Origin of the sequence: Marinobacter mobilis (assembly GCF_900106945.1) — a bacterium.
GTDB classification, from domain to species: Bacteria; Pseudomonadota; Gammaproteobacteria; order Pseudomonadales; family Oleiphilaceae; genus Marinobacter; species Marinobacter mobilis.
The window spans coordinates 312,847-333,220 of sequence record NZ_FNNE01000005.1 but is presented as its reverse complement, the minus strand read 5'-3'; the positions used below and the strand labels follow the sequence as shown (position 1 = coordinate 333,220).

The window sequence follows — 20,374 nt, the reverse complement described above, 5'->3', positions numbered from 1 at the left end:
GGCCGCCCCGGCTACCGCCGGAGTGCCGGAGACGCTTTGGGATGTGGGAGCTGATGACAAGAACGGTACTGATCATTGAGGACAACCCCGGCATCGCCCAGTTGGTGCGGATGCACGTGGAGGATCTGGGGATGACCGCGATCCACTGCGACCGGGGCGACAGCGGCCTGGAACGTTATCGTCAGGGCGGCATCGACCTGGTGGTGCTTGATCTAATGCTGCCGGGACTGGACGGCCTGGCGGTCTGCCGGGAAATCCGCAGTGGCCCGGGCTATGTGCCGGTGCTGATGCTGACCGCCAAAACCACCGAGCTGGACCGGGTGCTGGGTCTGGAAATGGGCGCAGACGATTATCTCACCAAGCCGTTCAGCGTGGCTGAACTGACGGCGCGCATCAAGGCGCTGTTCCGGCGAGTTGATGCCATGGGCAGCGCCGGGCAGGACCCGGGAGACGACGCGGTGATTCACTGCAATGGCCTCACCATCGATCCTGGCCGGCGCAAGGTCAGTACTGGCGGCCAGGACGTGGACCTGACGGCACGGGAGTTCGACCTGCTGATGCATTTCGCCAGCCATCCCGGGCGGGTATTCAGCCGTACCCAGCTACTGGATGCCGTCTGGGGTTATAACCACGAAGGCTACGAACACACCGTCAATACCCACATTAACCGCCTGCGCAACAAGATCGAAAGCGATCCCGCCACACCACAGTACATCCAGACGGTCTGGGGTGTTGGATACCGGTTCGGGGACTGACCCATGGTGAAAACCCTCTACACCCGCCTCGCCCTTGGCCTGTTTTTGCTGTTGGTTGCCATTGGCTTGCTTTATTCCTTCATCAGCCTGTATTCGTTGCGGGAGTTCAACGCCTCGGTGAATCAGGAGCTGTATCGGGATCTGGCGGAGAAACTGGTGCAGGATCGCAACCTGGTGGATGAAGGCCGGTTGGATGAGGCTGCCCTGAAGCAGCTGTTCAATCTCTACATGACCATCAATCCGAGCATTGAAATCTACCTGCTGGATACCTCCGGCCGGATTCTGGCGTACTCCGCCGATCCGGATAAGATCAAGCGCAACTCGGTATCGCTGGAACCGATCCGCCGCCTGCTAGGAGATATGACGGCCTACCCGGTGCTGGGTGATGATCCCCGTAGCCATGAACGGCAGAAAATCTTCTCGGTGACCCCGGTTCCCTCGGCGCAGAGCCCGGAAGGGTACCTCTACGTGGTGCTGCGGGGGGAGGAATTCGACAATGCCGAGATGCTGGCGCGGGACGGCCGTTTTATTGAAATGAGTGCCTGGGCGGTGGCCTTCAGCCTGGTTGGCGGCATGCTGGCCGGGTTGTGGCTGTTCCGGCAGCTGACCCGGCGGCTGAGCCAGCTGACCGAGTTGGTGGAACAGTTTGAAACCACCGATATGGCGCACCATCCCCGCCAGACCTGGCAACAACAACGCCCGGTGGTACGGGACGAAATCGATTTCCTTGGCATGGCCTTCGACCGCATGGCTGAGCGCATCGCCAGTCAGATCGACCAGCTGCAGGAGAAAGACGCCCTGCGCCGGCGTCTGGTGGCCCAGGTTTCCCATGATCTGCGTACGCCGCTGGCATCGATGCAGGGCTATGTAGAAAGCCTGAAAATGAAGCGGGCCAGCCTCAGTGACGAGGAACAGCAACAGTTCCTCGATATTGCCCTGGCGGAATGCCGTCGGCTCAGCCAACTGGTGGATGAGTTGTTTGAGCTGGCAGCGCTGGAGGCTCAGGAGAAGAAACCCCGACCGGAGCCCTTCCCGCTGGCGGAACTGATCCATGACGTGGCGCAGAAACACACGCCCAAAGCGGCAGGCCGCGACATCACCCTGCGGGTGGAGGGCTCGCCGGCACTGCCGCCGGCTTATGGTGACCTGGGCATGACCGAGCGGGTGCTGGACAACCTGATCGGCAACGCCATTGCTTACAGCCCGGCGGGCGCTGACGTGGTGTTATCGATGACGCCGCAGGACGATGGCCTGCAGATCCGGGTTCAGGACACCGGGCCGGGCATTCCCGAGGCCGACCTGCCTCATATCTTCGATGCCTTTTACCGCGGTGCCTCGGGCAATGCCGGTGGTCATGCTGGTCTGGGCCTGGCCATTGCCAAACGCATCATGACCCTGCAAAACGGGCACATCCGTGTGGCCAACCGGGATCCGGCCGGCACCGAGTTTACCGTCTGGTTGCCAATTGCCAGTTGAGCGCATCCAGCGCCCGGCCATCGGCGTATTGTTATGGAATTGTGAGAAATTGCTCATCACCCTGTGAAATGACCGCGCCATGCTGGAGTCTGAAGACAACAGACCTGGCCCTGTCGGGGCCCAGAGGTAACAGCGGGGCTTTTGAGGCTTCAGCGAGTTAAGAGAGGTAAATGAAATGAGACGCTATGCAGTCAGTTCCGTATTCATGCTGAGTCTGGTCATCCTTGGTTGGGGGCTGGGCGGCGGCGAGTCCATGGCTGAACCTTCGCGCTATGCGCCGGATCAACCGAACCTGGAAGTGGCGACCTTTGCCGGCGGCTGTTTCTGGTGCGTGGAAGCCGGGTACGAGAAAATTCCGGGGGTGGTGGAAGCCGTCTCGGGCTACACTGGCGGCCACCTTGCCAACCCCACCTATCCGCAGGTGGGTACCGGCAATACCGGCCACACCGAGGCCGTTCAGGTCTACTACGACCCGACCATCATCACCTATGAGGGCCTGTTGCAGGGGCTCTGGCGGATGATGAATCCCACCGATGCCAACGGACAGTTCGTCGACCGCGGGCTGCAGTACCGCCCGGGAATTTTCTATCACAACGCGGAACAGCAGCGTCTGGCGGAGGCCGCCAAACAGGCGCTGCAGGCGTCCGGTCGCTACGACAAACCGGTGGTGATCGAGATTACCCCGTTTGAGGTCTTCTACGACGCCGAGGACTATCATCAGGATTACTACAAGAAGAACCCGATCCGCTACAACTTCTATACCTTCAACTCCGGCCGCTACCAGTTTGTTGACGAGGTGTGGGGAGAGGATCGCTACATCGATTTCAGTCAGTTCCAGCCGGCACCGGCGGCGGGCGCGATGGGCTTCGACCCGGCCGCTTTCGTCAAACCTGACGATGACGTACTGAAACAGCGCCTGACGCCGCTGCAGTATGACGTGACTCAGGACGATGGCACCGAACGTGCGTTCAGCAACACTTACTGGGATGAAAAGCGCGCCGGTCTGTATGTGGACGTGGTTTCTGGCGAACCGCTGTTCTCCTCCGACGACAAGTACAAGTCCGGTACCGGCTGGCCCAGCTTCACTCGCCCGATCAACCCGGATGCGGTGTTGGAGCGGGAGGATCGCAGCCTGTTCATGACCCGGGTCGAAATCCGCAGCAAGTATGCCGACTCTCACCTTGGCCATGTGTTCGAGGATGGTCCGGCGCCCACTGGCCTGCGTTACTGCATGAACTCTGCGGCCCTGCGCTTTATCCCCCGTGAGCGTATGGAAGCGGAAGGTTATGGTGCCTATCTGGATCGGGTGACCGCGAAGGCCACGGAAATGTAAGCCGAGACAAGGCGAAGACAGGGGCCCGCACCGTTGGCCGACGGTGCGGGCTTTTTTGTGTCCGGCGAGAGGGGCGGGGTAATCACCGCGTCGTTGCTGATGCTTCCGGGCAAGCCCGTTGGATTATAAAGTGCTGACATTTCGTAAGAAATGTGCGAAAAACCGTAAGAATTACCCGGTACCTTGGTGCCTGACGTCGGTTGGCAGAGGACCCCATTGCCAACCGATCAATTCTCTCTGGGGTTAAGGAAAAGCAAATACTATGAATTGGTATCTGGAAGTCATGAAGAAGTATGCGGTGTTTACGGGACGCGCGCAGCGTGCGGAATACTGGATGTTCTTCCTGTTCAACTTCATCATCGCCTTCGCCCTTGGCTTTATCGAGGGCCTAGTCGGCAGCCCGGGTATACTTGGCTTGCTTTATAGCCTGGCCGTGTTGATCCCCGGCATTGCGGTCTCTGTGCGACGGCTGCACGATACGGATCGTAGTGGCTGGTGGCTGCTGATCGGCTTTATCCCGCTGATTGGCGCGATTGTATTGCTGGTGTTTCTGGTCCAGGACAGCAAGCCAGGTGAGAACCAGTTCGGCGCTAACCCTAAAGGCGTCTGATCTGGCCATTCAGCAGCGGACTTGTATCCGCTGCTGAATGTTGCCATTGTTCAAATCAACCCCGTTCCGAGCGGTGTGGCAGGCCCATGAAATCCATACTGATGGTTGCGTTTATTGCCGGCCTGACGGTGACCTGCGGTGCACTGTACCTGGCCTGGCAGCACAATCCGCAATGCGAATACCACTGTGAGGGCGTGATTCACTGGAGCAATCTGCTGCCCCTCGGGCTGAGCTGGTTTGCGGTTACATTTGCCGGGCTGCTGGTGGTCGCGCTGCCTCTGTGGCTGGCGGGAAAGCGACGGCAATGACGGTCTAACCACCGGGGGAGCCTGCATATGCATAAGAGCCACGGCGATCTCACCATTTCGCTGCCACCCTGGCTGGCGGATTACCAGAAGGGCTACGCCAACTCGGTGTCGGTCCACGACCAGATGACATTTGTGATTGGAGCCTCCCGGCGTAATGTGATCGAACAGACCGGTGGGCCGTTTGCTGCAGGGGTATTCGAGGTCGCAACCGGCCGGTTGGTCGCGCTGGGCGTGAACCTGGTGGAGCAGCAGAGCCTGTCGGTGTTGCACGGAGAAATCCTCGCCCTCATGTTAGCCCAGCGGGCGTTGTCCAGTTACGACCTGAATGCGGCCCAAGGTGCGCCCTATGGGCTGGTGACATCGGCAGAACCCTGCGCCATGTGCCTGGCGGCCATTCCCTGGTCGGGGGTGTCACGGGTGGTGGCCGGCGCCACCGACGCAGATGTGCGGGCGATTGGGTTTGATGAGGGTCAGAAGCCTGCCGACTGGCGTGCGGTGCTGGAACGGGCGGGTATCCAGGCAGTGGCTGAAGTCTGCCGGCAGGAGGCGGCGTCTGTTCTGCAGGCGTATCAGGCCAGTGGTGGCGTGATCTATAACGGTGGTCACAGCCACAAATCCGCCAACGGCGTCTGCGGATCGAAGTGATGCTGCAGCTGCGCCTGCAACAGTTCTGCCGTGGCCAAGGCATCGGTCAGAGCATGATGAGGCGGGTAGTGAGGCAGGTGATAGCGGCTGCGGCTGTCATTGAGGCGGATCGATAGCGGCTTGTCACCGCGTAACTTACGCCACCAGTTTGGGTGTCGGTTAGGGTGAAGATGGGCCTCGATCGCCATGGTGTCGATCACCGGAAAGCGGATGCCTTCGTCCAGTCGGTACTTCAGCGCCACATCCAGAAATGGCCGTTCGATGGCCCGGTAGTGAACCACCACAACCTTTCCCGCCAGTGCGGTCAGCAATTCCTCAACAATCTCGCCAAGATCCGGCGCATCGCCGATGTCCGTGTGGGTAATGCCGTGAACGGCCACTGACTGTCCGTGTAAGGGCAAGACCGGCCGCACGACCCAGTGACGGGCGCTGGCCCCCTGAATGCGGTGATAGTCAAAGTGCACCAGACCAATGCTGACGATGGAGTGCCTGTTTGGGTCCAGCCCGGTGGTTTCAAAGTCCATCGCCACCATCGGGACTTCGGCAATCGGGGTGTTGCCGTTCGGACAGCCGGCCTCGAAGAACGCCTTCAGGCGCGGATCCCGGGCATTCGCTGCACATAGGGCCAGCTGTTCCGGCCAGTCGGCCGTGGCCTGGGTCATATCAGCTCCGCCGCTCATTAGACCGTGGGCGTCCCGATCCGGCCTGGTAGCGGAAGCGGAGGAATTTCTGGGCGCTGCTGACCACCTGGAAGGCGTCTTTGAGGTGGTTACGCTCGAAGGTCGACAGGTCTTCCGGCCTGACGTTATTGTCGGGCTCGCGGCCATCCTCGATGGCCAGGGCCTGGTGGCGGATGCGGACAATGGCAATGAATTCGAGGGCATCCCGGAGGTTCTCGACACCGCCCTCGGGCAACAACCGTGTTGCACCGATATCCCGCAGTCGCTCGAAGGAGTTCTGCGCGGTGGAGCCTACCGCCAGGGCATGAATACGGATCAGGTCCGACAGCGGTGCGGTGCCCCGTCGCTTGAGGTTGAAGGTGTTGTTCTGCTTGCCGTCCTGTTCCATGACGAAGGTGCGGAAGAAGCCCAGCGGCGGTGTCCGGTTGAGGGCATTGCGGGCAAGGAAGGCCAGGAAACGGGGGCTGTCGCCGGCCTTGCTGGCGATCAGGGATTTCAGCGCCTCGGCCATCCCGGTGTCACCATAAATACCATCCAGATCAAAGAAAATGTTGCTGTTGAGCAGGGCCTCGGCCTTGGGGTTTTCGATCCAGTCGCTGAAGTACGCCTTCCAAACCCGCAGCGGCTGCCGCCACTTTGGATTGGTGGCCATGATGTCACCGGTGCAGTAACTGTAGCCGCAGTCGGCAAGGCCATCACTGACAAACTTGGCGAGGGCGAGGAAATAGTCGTCGTGCTGCGCAGGGTCAAAACTGTCGTCGAGGATCATGGCGTTGTCCTGGTCGGTCACCACCAGTTGTTCATCCCGGGCCATGGAGCCCAGTGCCATGAAACAGTAAGGCACCGGGGGTGGCCCCAGCGTCTCTTCGCCAAGCTCGAGCAGGCGCTGGGTGAAGGAGCGACCGATGCCTGCCATGGCACTGCCGATAATGTGCGAGTTGGCGTCCTCGTTGACCATGCGGACAAAGCTGGCGTGGACGTCCTTGCTGACTTTTTTCAGACCCTTGACGGAGTTCTGGTGGTAGATGTTGCTGACCAGGTAGAGGCTGTTCTGGGATTCGTACTTGATCACATCGCTCAGGGATATCACTCCCCGGGGCTCCCCTTTGTCCACCACCGGTAAGTGATGGACGTTGTTGTGGAGCATGCTGAGCATGGCCTCAAAGATAAACTCGTCGGCTCGAATCGTGATCAGCTCGTTCGACATGATGTCCTGGATCGGGGTTTCCGAGGGCAGTGCGTCCACCAGCGCACGGGTGCGCAGGTCACGGTCCGTGACTATGCCCGCCATTACCGCTGGTGACTGGCTCTCGTCCATCAGCAGCAGGGATGACACCCCCTGTTCGGTCATGATCCGGGCGGCCTCCTGCAGGCGCACGGTGGTGGGTGCGGTCACCGCCGGCCGACCGATCAACCGGCTGACCTTGGCGGTCATCAGATCGTTGCCCTGTTCGCGGTTCGAAATGGCGGAACGCAGTCGGGTGCGGTCCTCGATCTCCACGTAATCGGCGAAGTTGTCGTCGCTTTCCCACAGGGTCTGGAATACCGCCGCGGGAATCAGATAGAGCAGACTGTCTTCCAGGGCATTGGCGGGAAAGCGTACGGTCTTGTTCATCATCAGCCCGAACTGGCCGAAGAACTCGCCTTCCTCGAGGCGATTGTAGAGTTCCCCGGAGCGGCGGTAGATCTCCACTGCGCCGCTGCGCAGGTAATACAGATACGTGCTGGGGTCGCCAAAGCGGCAGATGGCTGTGCCGGCGCGGACATAGGATACTTCGACGTTGCTGGCGATCAGCTCCAGCAGCGATTCCGGCAGTTCATCGAACGGTGGGTGCTGGCTCAGATGGTTGCGGATCTCGATCAGCTCGGCCTGCATGCCTTGCTCCGGTTAAATCGTGCATGGAAATGATTGAACGTACCGGCAATATAGCAGTTCAGGCGCAGGTCGAGGACTGCTCGGAGCTGATCCGGACCTGATTGCGCCCATTCTGCTTGGCCTGGTAGAGCGCCTGGTCGGCCTGTTTCAGCAGGTCGTCGAGATTTTCATGGGCGCCGGCGAGGTGCCCGCCAATACTGACCGAGACCGGCAGGCCCAGAGCCTTGCCCTGGCTCTCAATATTGACCCGGATACGCTGGGCGGTGTGCTCAAGGGTTTGCAGATCACAGGGTGAGAGAAGCACCACAAATTCATCGCCGCCCCAGCGTCCGGCTATGTCGTAGGGACGCAGGCAGGCCTTCAGCCAGTGTGCCACGTCGCAGAGGATGGCATCCCCGGTCTGGTGGCCGCGCTCGTCGTTAATGGCTTTGAACTGGTCAACATCAAGCCAGAGGATGCCAAAGCCACTGTTTTGCCGGCGGGCACGTTCCAGTTCGGTAGCCAGGGCCTCATCCAGCGCACGGCGGTTGCCCAGGCCTGTGAGGGCATCGACCCGGGCCAGGCGGTGCAACTCATCGGTACGTTGGGACACCTGCTCCTGAAGGTTCTCGGTAGACGACCTGAGGGTGCTGGCCATGTCTTCAAAATGGGCACTGAGCTGGCCGATTTCATTATCCGGTTTGGGCAGTTCGTGCAGGGCGAAATTGCCTTCCCGGATCTGATTGACCGCTTGCTCCAGCGCCACGACCGGTTTCAGGACCCAGCGCCTGACCAGACCGTGAAACAGCACCAGAGTCAGCAGCAGGGTGATCAGAAATACCGCCACCAGGGGCCAGAAGAAACTGGGCGGTATCAGGGTGTCCAGGTCGAGCAGGGTGATTTCAAACCAGCCGATGGCTGGCAGGTAGGCAACACCCGCAAGGTGACGGCGACCATCAATGGTCACGAAACTGCTGGCGATGGCGCCTTCTTCGCCGCCGCGGTTTTTCAGCATCTGCAGCATGCCGAGCATCTTCTGCTTGTCGTCTTCGGCCTCGAACAGCAGGTCGATCGTGTTCTTCTGACCTTCCGGCTTGATGATGCTGGCAAAATCGATGTAATTGCGGTCCCGATAGAGCTGGATGGCGCCATTGAAATCAACAAACAGGGTGGTGATGCCGTCCTTGCCGACATCGACGATATCACGAAGAAAAGCGTCCAGATCCAGGCCGGTGCCCACCATGCCAAGCACATCGCGGCCGTTGCCGCGAATCAGCACATCAATCCACAGTTTGGTAACCCCCAGCTCGGTATCCGGATTGACGTTGAGGTGGAAATCGCGGCCCTCTTCAATGAGCCGGAAAAACCAGGCGTCTTCGGCTTTGGCCGGGTCGAGCTGATAACGGAACTGGTCGCCGTCGAACTCGTTGTCGGCGTTGTTGAAGTAGTAATGGAGGTTCTTTCTCAGGGCGACAAAATAGTTGTTGTCGCGGAAATTGTTGCGGAAGCTTTCCATCTGGCGGATGGCGGTTGCCTGCAGGACCGGGTCATCCGGGTTGTCTGCCCATTGCTGGATCGCCAGCGAATCGGCCATCTGGCGGGCCAGCCCGATTTCCCGTTCCAGGGATTGCAGCAGGCGGGCACTGTCGTAACGGACCTGGATCTCGGCCACTTCCTGGCCCCAGCGCTCCATGATGTCCCGGGACAGTTCCCGGTACGCCAGCCAGGATGCCAGCGCCGCAATAAGGGTCAGCATGGATGCCAGCGTGAGAATCCGGGTGTTGAGGCTCAAAGTGAGAATCCGTTCACATTAGTTAGGTTTTGCATGATAGCCCAGCGTCACTGAAATTTACCAGATGTGGGCATACCTTGAGAAATTGTCGTCGGCAGGGCGTGATAGATCGAGGTAGGGAAGGAGCGGGTCATGGGGATAGTTCCCCATGACCCGGCTTGGTATGGATAAGGGAGTGAAAGTTACTGGGCCAGGGACTGGAAAATGGTGCCGCCACCGCAGGCATCACCGTTTTCATAGTCTTCAGTCACCACGTTGGCGATCCAGTTATCCAGCAACTCCAGTGCCTCAGCGTGCGCCAGGCTGCGCCCAATCGGCGGCATCATCCGTTGCGGGTCATTGTCGCTGCCCACCCGGCAGGACACGATCGAGGCATCGGGATCACCCGGCACGATCACGTGCTGGCGCCCGCAGGAGCCGCCGCCGGTCGCCGTTGGTTTCTTGCAGATGCCGTAGCTGGCGTTGACCGGACGGAAGTGATCCAGATAGAAGCCGGTGTTGGAGGCGGCACCACGGTCGTTATGACAGTGCTGACAGTTGACTTCGAGGTAGGCGCGTGTGCGTTGCTCGATATCCGCTGCTGAGCCGGCCTCCTCACCACCATCCCCGGGAACGTTCCAGTGGGGCAGACGCTCAACGTTGGTGGCAATACCCCGGCCGTCGATCGTGAGAGTCGGCATGCCGGTGATCAGCCCCTGGTCCTGCCAGTACTGCAGCTGGTTGAGCTGGGGGAAACCGCCTTGCCCCTGAGTACCCATGAAGCTGGACTCCGGCGAATAGGGCCGGTTGAGGTTGCGGGGTTTGGGGCCAATCGGAGCACTGCCGGAAGCAACATCGTCGTTGCTGTGGCAGGTGATGCACTGGTTGGCGTTAGGGATGGCGTAATGGTCTGTGGAGCCACTGAGCAGGCGGCCGGAGTTGCTGTCCTGGTAGTGCCAGCTTACGGCCCGGGTGCCACCGCCCATGGCCAGGTTGGCCACCAGATTGCCACTGGCATCGGTCTCCCAGATGTAGGTCAGTCCGTCCCAGAACGGCTTGCCGCTTTCGCCGACCCGGCGGATCAGCAGACGGGTTTCTACCAGTTCTTCGGTGCCCTGGCTTTCATCGGTAAAGGTGAAGGTTTTGGCAATCACGGTGCCGTTGGGGAAATGCAGCGCACCGTTGAGGTTGCCGCCATTCTGACCGTCGTAATAGATCGCGCGGGTGCCAGGGGGAATGAAGGCCACCCGATACTTGGTGGAGTAGTCCGAGAACAGCTTGCTGTTCAGCACAAACGGTACCCCGCCTTCGTTGGGGGTGCTGCGCGGATCCTGGGCATCGGCGAACAGGTTGTACTGGTCCAGACGCGGGCAGTTGACCTCAAGGGCACGACGGTTGACGCTGCCCGGGCTGACGTTGCGCTCGCACAGGCGGTTGATGTACTCCTCGGAGGGGGCCGGGTCGATGTCGCCACTAGGCTCATAGGGCGGAATCACCACCCGCGGCAGGGCGGCCAGGGTTTGACCAAAGCGCGCCTGGCAGTCATGAACCGACGCATCAGTGTCGGCCATGGCACCACTGGCACCTTCAAGAATTGACTGGATGCCCTCCGGGCTGAGGATGCTGGGATCCTGTTCGGCGGCGGCCAGCACCAGTTCCAGACCCTGGGTGCCGTGGAAGTTCATGTAAGGCTGGCTCTCTGCGCCCAGATCGTTGCTGTGGAAACAGGAGCCCCACTGGGGCAGCTTGCGCTCGGCCATGGCATTGAACTTGTAGGCGTTGTAATGACAGGCCGGGTTGGGGTGAGCATTGGTGTGGATCGGTTTGCCGTTCTCGTCCATCGGCACCGGCTCGCCATTGGCATCCAGTGGGTAACCGCAGTCGGCGTCGAGGTCATCCAGCAGACCGTCCCAGACAATGTGCGCACCTTTGCCGGGATTGCTGGCATTCTTGATGCCGATCAGCGTTGGCAGCACGGTTTCCACCTGGCCATCGAGGACCGCTTCAAGGTCTGGTGGCGGCAGGTCGTAGCCGGAATTGCGCATAATGTTGTTATGGATGTGAAGACCCTCGGTGTAAGGGTCGAGCTTCTTGTCAGAGGTCTTGTCCTTGCCGTCGATCAGCTCATAGCTGGTATAGATCACCGCTGCGGTACTGTGATCCTCGAAGACGTTGTTGAAGATCTCGATGTTGTCATAACCCAGGGTGATGAAACCGGTGCCGCGGGGCACCGCTGACACCAGCCCGCTGTGGGCAAAGTTGTAGGTGTTGTTGTTGCTGGCGATGTTATTGAGCATCACCGAGGTGTCACCGTACTGGGTAATGTTCTCCAGATCGTAGATCAGGAAGCCGCCGGTGTTGCACTCGGCCACGTTGTTGTCGTACTCACCACCCTGGACATTCTCGATCTCAAAGCCCATGACGTTGTAGACCGCGCGGCTGTTGCGGATGATGGCGGTGTTGGTCTGGCCAACGTAGATGCCGGCATCGGAGGCGCCTACGGATTCGGAGTTTTCCACCAGAATGTTTTCTGACTCGACCGGGTAGATGCCGTATCGGCCACTGGCGGAACTGGGCACGTAGTCCACGGCCGGGTCGCCCTCGTTAAAGGGGGGCGCGGTACAGGCGACATGCAGACGTTCACCGTAGTTGTCGGCGGTGATTGGGGTGCCGCCGCCGGACCAGATGGCGCGCACATCCCGCAAGGTCCCCCACTTCACACCCTTGAGCTTGAAGGCGTCGCCCGGGGAGTCGAGTATGGTCAGGCCCTCGACGGTAATGCCGCGGACATTAAGTGCTTCCAGGCCTGTGACGTTGACGCTATTGCGGAACGAGAGAACGGTCTCGTCCTTGCCGCATCCCTCGATGCGGATGTTCTCGGTGGCCTGGAGCAGCAGGCCCTGGTCAAGCTCGAAAAAGCCACAGCCAAAGGACATGACGTCGCCGGGGCGCATCTGGATCATTGCGGCGACCATGTCGTTGGTTGCGCCGGTACCCGGATTGATGGTGAAAATCCGGCCATCGGAAAAGCGGTCGACAGGGCCCTTGGCGGTCTGGTCACCCGCGACCGCCTGGTTGTTGTCACGGTCGCTTGCGGCCGGGGCATCACTGCCACCGCCAGAACAGCCCGACAGCAGGGCGGTGGTCAGAGCCACCGCCAGACCCGTCGAAGTGAGATTCTGTTTCATAGAGTGTCTCTCTTATTATTGTGTGGTGTTTGTTGAGTGAGTGGGCGCCAGCCCGGGTTGCCGGAGCCTGGCTGCAGGCTCCGGCGGGTTGGATGGTCAGCTGGCATCAGCGTGCGGCCCGTTCGGCCCGTTCCCACATACGCAAGTACGCTTCGGCAGAGGTGAACAGCTGATTCACCGCCTCGTTCACCTGTTCGCGGGAGCTCTCGCTGAAGCGCATCATGTCTTCGATCTGGTCCGGATACAGCCCGTAATGGGCGACGCCGCGGCCATCGTAGAGTGTGAATTCACGGTCGCCGGTACGTTGGGCCTCAAACACCACACGGCCATCCACTGAGGTGAACGGATACAGTTCATCCGCCTGCTCCGGGCTACCCGGGTTGCCGGCCAGGGCGGCAATGCCGTTGACATCCGAGGCCATGGCGGCGCCACCGAAGGGGCCTACCTTGAAGAGATCGTCGCGGGGCCGTCCGCCGTCTCTCAGCAGTTGCTGAACCCAGTGATCGCGGGTGCTGGCGAAGGAGCTGTTGATTCCGCCCTGGGCGGCGATCTGGTCACGCAAACGCTCGGTGCCACCCCAGCCACCATGGCTATTGATGACCGGGTAACCCTGGTCGGCGGTCAGCTGGAGGATGCGGGCGGCGGCCTTGCGGCTGATATGATCGGTTTCGATCATCATGCCCCGGCGCATCAGTTCCTGGATCAGGAATTCGCCGATATCACTCAGACCCCGCCGGTTGCACAGGTCGTCAGTGCCGGCCCTCGGGTCATAGTCGGCGAACTCTTCCGGGCTTTCCGGGAAACGGTCGCCCAGATAGTCGAGCTGGAACAGCAACTGTTCCATCAGCCCCAGAGGGCCCAGTGGCGCCGGATTCTGGTCGGGCTCCAGACCGGTGTATTCCTCGGCGCCTTCGGGGCACGTCTCGAACTCGACAGGGTGACCGGTTTCCGCCAGATTACCGGCATACAGTACCGGACCAATCCCCACGCCTTCGCTCAGGTCCGGGAGGTGGCCGCCGAAGGCGTTATCGAATTTGTGCACCGGGAACAGGTTGCGTACCCCCATGCCATAGAGGCGGTCCAGGCGCTCGGTGATCTGCTCCCGGGTACACTCGGCCACACCCTGGAATTCGCCGCAGTTGAATACCTTGGACGTTTCCACGCCAAGCACAACCGCCAGCTTGCCATCGGCAATGACCTCGCGGGCCTGAGCCGGGCTGGTCACCAGACGGAACCAACCCCGTCCCGGTCCGCCATGCTGGGCGTCGATGTAATCCTGCATCTCGTGCATACGCTGGGCTTGCAGTTCCAGTGCGGGCATGGTGTCGCAGTCGTTCTGTTTCTGCGGATTGAGCTGGCACAGCACTTCGTTGTGAACGAGGTGGTTAACCAGGATCTTCATGCCCGCGAGGTGGGCGCGTTCAATCCAGCGGTAGTAGCTCTGGTGGTGTTGCAGGGAATTATTGCGGGGCCAGTAATTGAAGGTCGGCCAGCCTTCAGTCTCATGGGGGCCGAGGGTGCTGGTGACATGTTCGACAATGCCGGTCATGCCCTCGGGTCCGTGGTTGACGGCACAATCATCGAGGGCGTGATCAACACCGAACTTATGGAACGGGTCGCCGTAATTGACGCGGCCGCCGATGAACTCATAGGCGGTAATGTGACTGTGGGCATCCACAAAACCATAGACATCGTTATTGTCGATGCCGGGAATGCCGCGGAAGCGGTCGACTTCTTTCAGATAGATCGCCGGGGCCTTGCCGGGCACAGAGGCGCTGAGTTCCGCTTCCGGATAGCTGGGGCAGTCACTGGCCGGAATCAGCTGGAATTCGCTGATGTTTCCAGCGAGGGAAGGCGATGCCAGGCCAAGCCCCTGGTCAGACGCGGTCAGCAGCAGGCCGGTCACCAGCGAAGACAGCCGGAAACGATCACCCTCGGCTGGCAGCAATTCCCAGACCGCCAGATCGCTGGCTTCTGTGACCAGTCCCAAGGCCGGGTTGACGTTGACATCGCCGAGGCGATCACCGGTCAATTCAAGGCTTTCACCAAGATCCCGCACCACATCGCCGAGCGGGGAGATCGGGTCGAGGGCAAAGTTGGCCATATCGCCGAGTCCCGCCACCAGGTAGCTGAGCTCACCGATGAAGTTACCGGTATCGTCGAGAAATTCCCCGGCGGGGTCACTGATGCCCAGTAAGGCTTTGTTGCCTTGCTCACCGGGGGCTCGCTGGTAATCTGAGAGCAGCAGGTAACGCCCAAGCGCGGTGGCCTGGAAGTAAAAACCGGCGGCCTGAGCCGGGTCGGTGGTGACGGTGTACTGATCGCTTGCCGGCGAGTTTCCGAGGAAGTAGTCACCCTGCTGGAGCTGATAGCAGCCGTTGGCAAACTGGTAACGATTAGGGGCTGCGGTGGCCTGGACGACGTCACCGGAGACAACACCTGTGGTGGTTTCCTGGGGGGTGCGCGCTGAAGGTGAATCGCCGGGACTGTCCGCGGTATTCGAATCGCCGCCGCCACAGCCACTGAGAACCACGGCACTGCTTAGCAGCCATGCCTTGAAACAGGGATGGAATGAGTGTGTCATTGCTGCCTCTTTTTGTTTTTGTCGGGCTTGGTAAGCCGAAGGCTTACCTTGTTAAAACGTGAGAACGTGTCACGAGGTTCCATTTTTTAATACGTGACATGTTGTAGCATATTGCTTTGATGTGAACTGCGTCACAAAAGGCCAATTTCTGAACCTTGGCCATGACTCATTGTTCGCGGTCTGATGTAGGGAGAACCGCTTTGAAAACAAGAACCTTGGTATTAGGGGGCATACGATCCGGCAAGACAGCGCTGGCGGAACGTCTGGCCGGTGCGGAGGGCAGCGGGGTGGTTTACGTGGCCACGGCCACCGCCGGAGATGCGGAAATGGCAGCCCGTATCCGCCGCCACCAGGGCTTGCGCCCCGCCGGTTGGGGGTTGCAGGAAGAGCCCCTGCAGCTGGCCGGGGTGTTAGCGGTGGAGGGGGGCAAGGAGGGACCGCCCTGCCTGCTGATCGATTGCATGAGCCTGTGGCTGAGCAATCTGCTGCATGCCGGTGATGATGTACTGACAGCACAGAAGTCGGCGTTTCTGGATGCTGTTGCCGGTTATACCGGGGCGTTGGTCATCGTCAGCAACGAAGTGGGCCTGGGGACGATTGGTATGGACCCACTCACCCGTCGCTTCTGCGATGAGCTGGGCTGGCTCAACCAGGCTCTGGCCCAGCGCTGTGACCGGGTGTTGATGAGTGTGGCGGGCCTGCCTCTGACCCTGAAGGACTGAGGCAGGCGCCAGAATCAGAGCTGTGCCCTGATCTTCTGGGCAATGGCTTCCAGTAACGCTGGATCTGCCATGTTGGTGGCATGGGGTGTCGCCCGCAGCTGGCCGATGGACGTTGGCACAACGTGAAAGTGCACGTGGGGAACGGTTTGCCCGGCTCCGGCGCCATTAAGTTGCATCACCAGGCTGCCGGGTGCGTCAAGAGCAGCTTCAACCGCCCTGGCAATCTTTTGGGTGGTCTGGATACAGGCCGCCGCGCCTTCTGGTGAGAGGTCGTGCAAGGTAGTGGCCGGTTCCTTGGAAATGATCAGGGCGTGGCCATCCGCTTGGGGCATGATGTCCATAAAGGACAGGGTATGTTCATCTTCATACAGCTTGATGCAGGGCAGTTCACCCCGCAGGATTCGGGCGAAGATGTTGTTGGTGTCGTAGGACATGGCTAGGCTTCCTTGGCTACGGTGACAGGCGTGCCCGGGAAGTCTATGGCCAATTCCGTGCTCAGGTCCAGCTCCGCTTCATGAGCACCGTGCACGCCCGCACGGTCAGAATTGCACGGCAGCGAGGCCCGCGTGATTCAGCGGGTGTTATCGACTGACACCGGTTTGGCATGGTGAAAGATAAGCTGGTTAGCGTTTTCACGGGTGCCTAAGGCCTCCAGAGCACCTACTTCGGCCCCCTCAGGATTCAGGTGGTTAGCCGTGACTGTGCAAGCTGGTCAGGATGCCAAAATCCGACTGATCGACCCGAATGCGGCTGCGACAGGCGAACGGCACCGCTACCCCGGCGAAGGATTTTTGCAGGGGAATGCCCATAACATCCGCCAGGATCATGCGGATCACCCCACCGTGACAGACCACCAGGGCCCGTTGCCCGGCCAGGGTATCACGCCAGTGCTGCCAGCCTTCGACCACCCGTTGGTTGAACTCGGTGATGGTTTCCGCTCCGGGTGGGGTATTGGCGACCGGATCTTCCCAGAATCGGGACAGCTTCTCGCCTTCTTCAGCGATCACTTCCGCGGTGGTCTTGCCTTCCCAGGCACCGAAGTTCACTTCCCGCAGGCGGTCTTCCACATGCAGCGGGAGGTGACGCTGGGTGGCGACCTCGGTGGCGAACTCGACACAGCGGAGTAACGGCGAGGTCACAATGACATCCCAGTGGTCTTCCCCCCTGATCGCCGCACGCATCTGCTGCCAGCCCAGGGTGCTCAAGGGATCGTCCTGGCTACCGCGGAACCTGGGCCCGCCTTCCGGTTCGCCATGACGGATCAGGTCGATGATGGTGGTCTGGTGGCTCATCTCACGCCTCCTTATTACTAACGCCAGCGTCGGCAAAACTGGCCATGCCGTTGTGCAAGGCGCAGGCGGAACGCAACAGCGGCAGCGCTATGGCGGCCCCGCTGCCTTCCCCCAGACGCATGCCCAGGTCCAGTAACGGATGTGCCTCCAGAGCATCGAGTACCCGACGGTGTCCGGGTTCGCCGGAACGGTGGGAGAAATGCAGCCATTCGCGTACGACTGGCTGCTGGCGGACCGCGACCAGTGCCGCCACGGACACGATGAAACCATCCACCAGAACCGGAATGCCGCGGGCCGCACAGCCGAGGATAGCGCCGGTGAGGGCTGCGATCTCCAGTCCGCCAAGTGATGCCAGTACGGTCAGCGGTTCACGATTATCGCCATGCCGGACCAGGGCACGACCAATGACGTCGGCCTTGTGGCTGACCCCGTGGGCATCAAGACCGGTGCCCGGGCCGGCCAGCTCAGCAGGTGACGCTGCCAGCAGAGCGCAGGCCAGGGCGGCGGCACTGGTGGTGTTGCCGATGCCCATATCGCCACCGATAAACAGCTGGGCGCCGGCGTTGGCTGCCTGGTCGGCGACATTGTCGCCCGCACGCAGAGCCTCACAGACCTGGTGTTTGGTCATGGCGGGCTCAACGGCCAGGTTGGCCGTGCCAGGAGCAATCTGCAGGTTGTTGACGCCGTGCAGGTCGGGCACTGGGGTCACAGTACCCAGATTGACCACTTCAAGGGTGGCATCGAGATGGCTGGCCATCACACTGATGGCAGCGCCACCGTGGGTGAAGTTGGTAATCATCTGCGCGGTGACCTGCTGGGGAAAGGCCGAGATGCCTTCGGCGCAGACACCGTGGTCGCCGGCAAAGACGCCAATGTGGACCTGATCGACCGCAGGCTGATCGGTTCCCTGCTGGGCCGCCAGGCTAACCGCAACCTCCTCCAGCCGGCCCAGTGAGCCGGGGGGCTTGGTCAGCACCGCCTGACGCTCAAGGGCGCGTTGGCGATAATGCTCACTTGGGCAGGGAGGGGTATGGGTCCAGCTGGCAGGCAATGTCATGGTCGTATTCCGGGCAGGCAAAAGTGCTCACGATGGTGGTGCCTGGTCAAAACCCTGTCAAGGTCGAGTAGACTGGGCGCCAAATTGACAAGGGTGGATCCCGGCTTGGAAGGATTAGGGTATGCAGTTTTGGCGGCAACGGTGGCCTGCGGGCTGGCTGTCGCGTTTGACCGCTGGTTTGGCGAACCCCGGCGCTGGCATCCGCTGGTGGGCTTCGGCACGCTGGCCGGCGTGGTGGAGCGCCGTCTGAATCAGCCGACAGGGTCGGGCATTGCCCGCGGCGGGCTGGCCTTGCTGTTGGTGACGGCGCTCCCGATGACCGTCGCGCTGATGCTGCAGTGGCTGTTGCCCGAGCCCTGGCTCACCCTGGCGGGTGCGCTGGTGCTATGGCTGGCGATGTCGTTGCGGGGGCTGGCGGAGCACGGTGAAGCGGTCGCCGAGCCGCTGGCGGTGGGAGCGCTGGAGCGGGCGCGGGAGCAGGTGGGGCGGATTGTCAGTCGCCAGGCCTCGGCGCTCGATGACGCGGGCGTGGCAGCCGCGGCCAGCGAGTCGATGTTGGAGAACGGCGCGGATGCGGTCTTTGCCAGCCTATTCTGGTTTCTGCTGGCCGGGATCCCCGGCGTGGTACTGCATCGGCTGGTCAATACGCTTGATGCCATGTGGGGCTATCGCAACGACCGTTTTCTGAGCTTTGGCCGGACTGCGGCACGGCTTGATGACCTGATGAACTGGGTGCCTGCACGACTGACCGCGCTGACTTACGCTCTGCTGGGAAACACCACCACCGCCTGGCGCTGCTGGCGGAGCCAGGCTCCGGGGTGGGACAGCCCAAACGCCGGTCCGGTGATGGCGGCCGGAGCCGGAGCCCTGGGTGTGACCCTGGGTGGCCCTGCGCCCTATGCCGGGACAGTGAAGGTGCGGCCGATTCTGGGGCAGGGGCCCAAGCCGGACGCGACCACGGTACGCCGGGCCATTGATCTGGTCACACAGGGCGTGTGGCTGTGGTTGCTGGTGCTGGTGCTTACATCGTTGCTGGCACTACTGGCGGAGTGGGCTGTGACCGGAGGGGTGGCATGAGCGGGCAGTTACCACCGTTTCATGGCGGCCGCCTGAACGAAGCGGTGCGTCGCTGGGGTATTCCCCGCGACCAGTGGCTCGATCTTTCCACTGGCATCAACCCTGATGGCTGGCCGGTGCCGCCGGTTCCCCCCGCTGTGTGGCAGCGGCTACCTGAAGATGACGATGGCCTGGAAGAGCGGATACGGCACTGGGCGGGGGCGCCGGACAAGGCCTGCTGTGTTGCTGTGCCCGGCAGTCAGTGTGCGATCCAGACCCTGCCCCGGCTGCGGGGGCGTTGCCGGGTGGGGGTGCCTCAGCCGGGCTATCAGGAACACGGCCATGGCTGGCGTTCAGAGGGGCACGACCTGGTGGCCGTCAGCGCTGGGATGATCGCTGCCGGCGATGACTGGCTCGATGACCTGGATGTGCTGGTGTGGATCCAGCCCAATAACCCCAGTGGTCAGATTGTCACGCCCGAGCGTCTGCTGGACTGGCACCAACGGCTGGCCAAGCGCGGTGGCTGGTTGGTGGTGGACGAGGCTTTTGCCGAAGGCGTCGCGAATGTCAGCGTCGTCGCCCACACCGGAACACCGGGGTTGGTGGTGCTGAAATCCTTGGGCAAGTTCTACGGCCTGGCCGGCCTGCGGGCGGGAGCGGTGCTGACCGATTCCGCCATCGCTGCGGCCCTGCGCAACGCCATCGGACCCTGGGCCATGAATGGCCCTGCACGTTACCTGATGGCCCGGGTGTTGGCGGATGATGCCTGGCGGGCATCTACGGTGACAAGGCTTGCCAGCCAAAGCGAACGCTTACATACCCTGTTGATCCAGGCAGGGCTCCCCCCCGCTGGTGGAACCCTGCTGTTCCGTTATGTGGTGACTGACAGAGCGCCGGCCATTGCCGACGCACTGGCTGCTGGCGGCATCCTGGTGCGCCGGTTCGAACAGCCTGCGGCGCTGCGGTTTGGTCTGCCGGGCACAGAGGATGACTGGCAACGGCTAGGCGAGGCCCTAAGATCGTTGACCAATTAATCATCAGT

17 protein-coding genes are annotated in these 20,374 nt (G+C 61.3%); 9 read left to right on the top strand and 8 right to left on the bottom strand.

Annotated elements, in window-relative coordinates; translation table 11 throughout:
* Positions 1-53: 53 nt before the first annotated feature.
* The 6 genes from BLV11_RS10085 (at position 54) to BLV11_RS10060 (ending at position 5,127) form a co-directional block, all read left to right on the top strand.
* Positions 54-755, top strand: coding sequence for a response regulator transcription factor (locus BLV11_RS10085; protein ID WP_091813258.1), 702 nt, complete (start codon positions 54-56; stop codon positions 753-755).
* 3 nt (positions 756-758) lie between these two features.
* Positions 759-2,231, top strand: a complete 1,473-nt coding sequence (locus BLV11_RS10080; RefSeq protein WP_091813174.1) for a sensor histidine kinase — start codon at positions 759-761, stop codon at positions 2,229-2,231.
* Positions 2,232-2,406: 175 nt separating this feature from the next.
* Positions 2,407-3,564: a peptide-methionine (R)-S-oxide reductase MsrB gene (gene msrB / locus BLV11_RS10075; RefSeq protein WP_091813172.1), complete on the top strand. Its 1,158-nt coding sequence runs from the start codon at positions 2,407-2,409 to the stop codon at positions 3,562-3,564.
* Positions 3,565-3,826: 262 nt separating this feature from the next.
* On the top strand, positions 3,827-4,174 hold the full coding sequence (locus tag BLV11_RS10070; protein WP_091813170.1) for a DUF805 domain-containing protein: 348 nt from the start codon (positions 3,827-3,829) through the stop codon (positions 4,172-4,174).
* An 86-nt stretch (positions 4,175-4,260) separates the two neighbouring features.
* Complete coding sequence (locus BLV11_RS10065) at positions 4,261-4,482, top strand: hypothetical protein (RefSeq protein WP_139173224.1); 222 nt, start codon at positions 4,261-4,263, stop codon at positions 4,480-4,482.
* 27 nt (positions 4,483-4,509) lie between these two features.
* Positions 4,510-5,127, top strand: coding sequence for a nucleoside deaminase (locus BLV11_RS10060; protein WP_091813165.1), 618 nt, complete (start codon positions 4,510-4,512; stop codon positions 5,125-5,127).
* Here BLV11_RS10060 and BLV11_RS10055 read toward each other — a convergent pair.
* The 5 genes from BLV11_RS10055 to BLV11_RS10035 all read right to left on the bottom strand — a co-directional run bounded on the left by BLV11_RS10055 (position 5,085) and on the right by BLV11_RS10035 (position 15,205).
* On the bottom strand, positions 5,085-5,789 hold the full coding sequence (locus BLV11_RS10055; protein ID WP_245725984.1) for a 3'-5' exonuclease: 705 nt from the start codon (positions 5,787-5,789) through the stop codon (positions 5,085-5,087). The two genes, BLV11_RS10060 and BLV11_RS10055, sit on opposite strands and share 43 nt — an antisense overlap.
* Before the next feature lies 1 nt (position 5,790).
* Positions 5,791-7,683 (bottom strand): putative nucleotidyltransferase substrate binding domain-containing protein, encoded by a 1,893-nt coding sequence (locus BLV11_RS10050; RefSeq protein ID WP_091813161.1) that lies wholly within the window; start codon positions 7,681-7,683, stop codon positions 5,791-5,793.
* A 58-nt stretch (positions 7,684-7,741) separates the two neighbouring features.
* Entirely contained in the window at positions 7,742-9,454 is a 1,713-nt protein-coding gene (locus tag BLV11_RS10045) for a diguanylate cyclase domain-containing protein (RefSeq protein ID WP_091813159.1), read from the bottom strand.
* A gap of 182 nt (positions 9,455-9,636) precedes the next feature.
* Positions 9,637-12,621: a parallel beta-helix domain-containing protein gene (locus tag BLV11_RS10040; RefSeq protein WP_091813156.1), complete on the bottom strand. Its 2,985-nt coding sequence runs from the start codon at positions 12,619-12,621 to the stop codon at positions 9,637-9,639.
* 106 nt (positions 12,622-12,727) lie between these two features.
* Positions 12,728-15,205 carry an amidohydrolase family protein gene (locus tag BLV11_RS10035; RefSeq protein WP_091813154.1) on the bottom strand — a complete coding sequence of 826 codons (2,478 nt, stop codon included), beginning with the start codon at positions 15,203-15,205 and terminating at the stop codon, positions 12,728-12,730.
* A gap of 161 nt (positions 15,206-15,366) precedes the next feature.
* Between BLV11_RS10035 and cobU the strand changes: the two genes are divergently transcribed.
* Positions 15,367-15,927, top strand: a complete 561-nt coding sequence (cobU, locus tag BLV11_RS10030; protein ID WP_091813151.1) for a bifunctional adenosylcobinamide kinase/adenosylcobinamide-phosphate guanylyltransferase — start codon at positions 15,367-15,369, stop codon at positions 15,925-15,927.
* Between the two features lie 14 nt (positions 15,928-15,941).
* Here cobU and BLV11_RS10025 read toward each other — a convergent pair whose 3' ends face one another.
* The 3 genes from BLV11_RS10025 to cobT all read right to left on the bottom strand — a co-directional run bounded on the left by BLV11_RS10025 (position 15,942) and on the right by cobT (position 18,276).
* On the bottom strand, positions 15,942-16,361 hold the full coding sequence (locus BLV11_RS10025) for an HIT family protein (protein ID WP_091813148.1): 420 nt from the start codon (positions 16,359-16,361) through the stop codon (positions 15,942-15,944).
* Between the two features lie 255 nt (positions 16,362-16,616).
* On the bottom strand, positions 16,617-17,219 hold the full coding sequence (locus tag BLV11_RS10020; RefSeq protein ID WP_091813146.1) for a histidine phosphatase family protein: 603 nt from the start codon (positions 17,217-17,219) through the stop codon (positions 16,617-16,619).
* Position 17,220: 1 nt separating this feature from the next.
* The gene (cobT, locus tag BLV11_RS10015; protein ID WP_091813144.1) at positions 17,221-18,276 is read right to left on the bottom strand and encodes a nicotinate-nucleotide--dimethylbenzimidazole phosphoribosyltransferase; all 1,056 of its coding nucleotides are present in this window, start codon (positions 18,274-18,276) and stop codon (positions 17,221-17,223) included.
* Between the two features lie 129 nt (positions 18,277-18,405).
* Between cobT and cbiB the strand changes: the two genes are divergently transcribed.
* Both cbiB and cobD read left to right on the top strand, forming a co-directional pair.
* Positions 18,406-19,353: an adenosylcobinamide-phosphate synthase CbiB gene (gene cbiB / locus BLV11_RS10010; RefSeq protein ID WP_245725983.1), complete on the top strand. Its 948-nt coding sequence runs from the start codon at positions 18,406-18,408 to the stop codon at positions 19,351-19,353.
* Complete coding sequence (gene cobD / locus BLV11_RS10005) at positions 19,350-20,366, top strand: threonine-phosphate decarboxylase CobD (RefSeq protein ID WP_091813139.1); 1,017 nt, start codon at positions 19,350-19,352, stop codon at positions 20,364-20,366. Before cbiB ends, cobD begins: the two co-directional genes overlap by 4 nt.
* Positions 20,367-20,374: the final 8 nt, after the last annotated feature.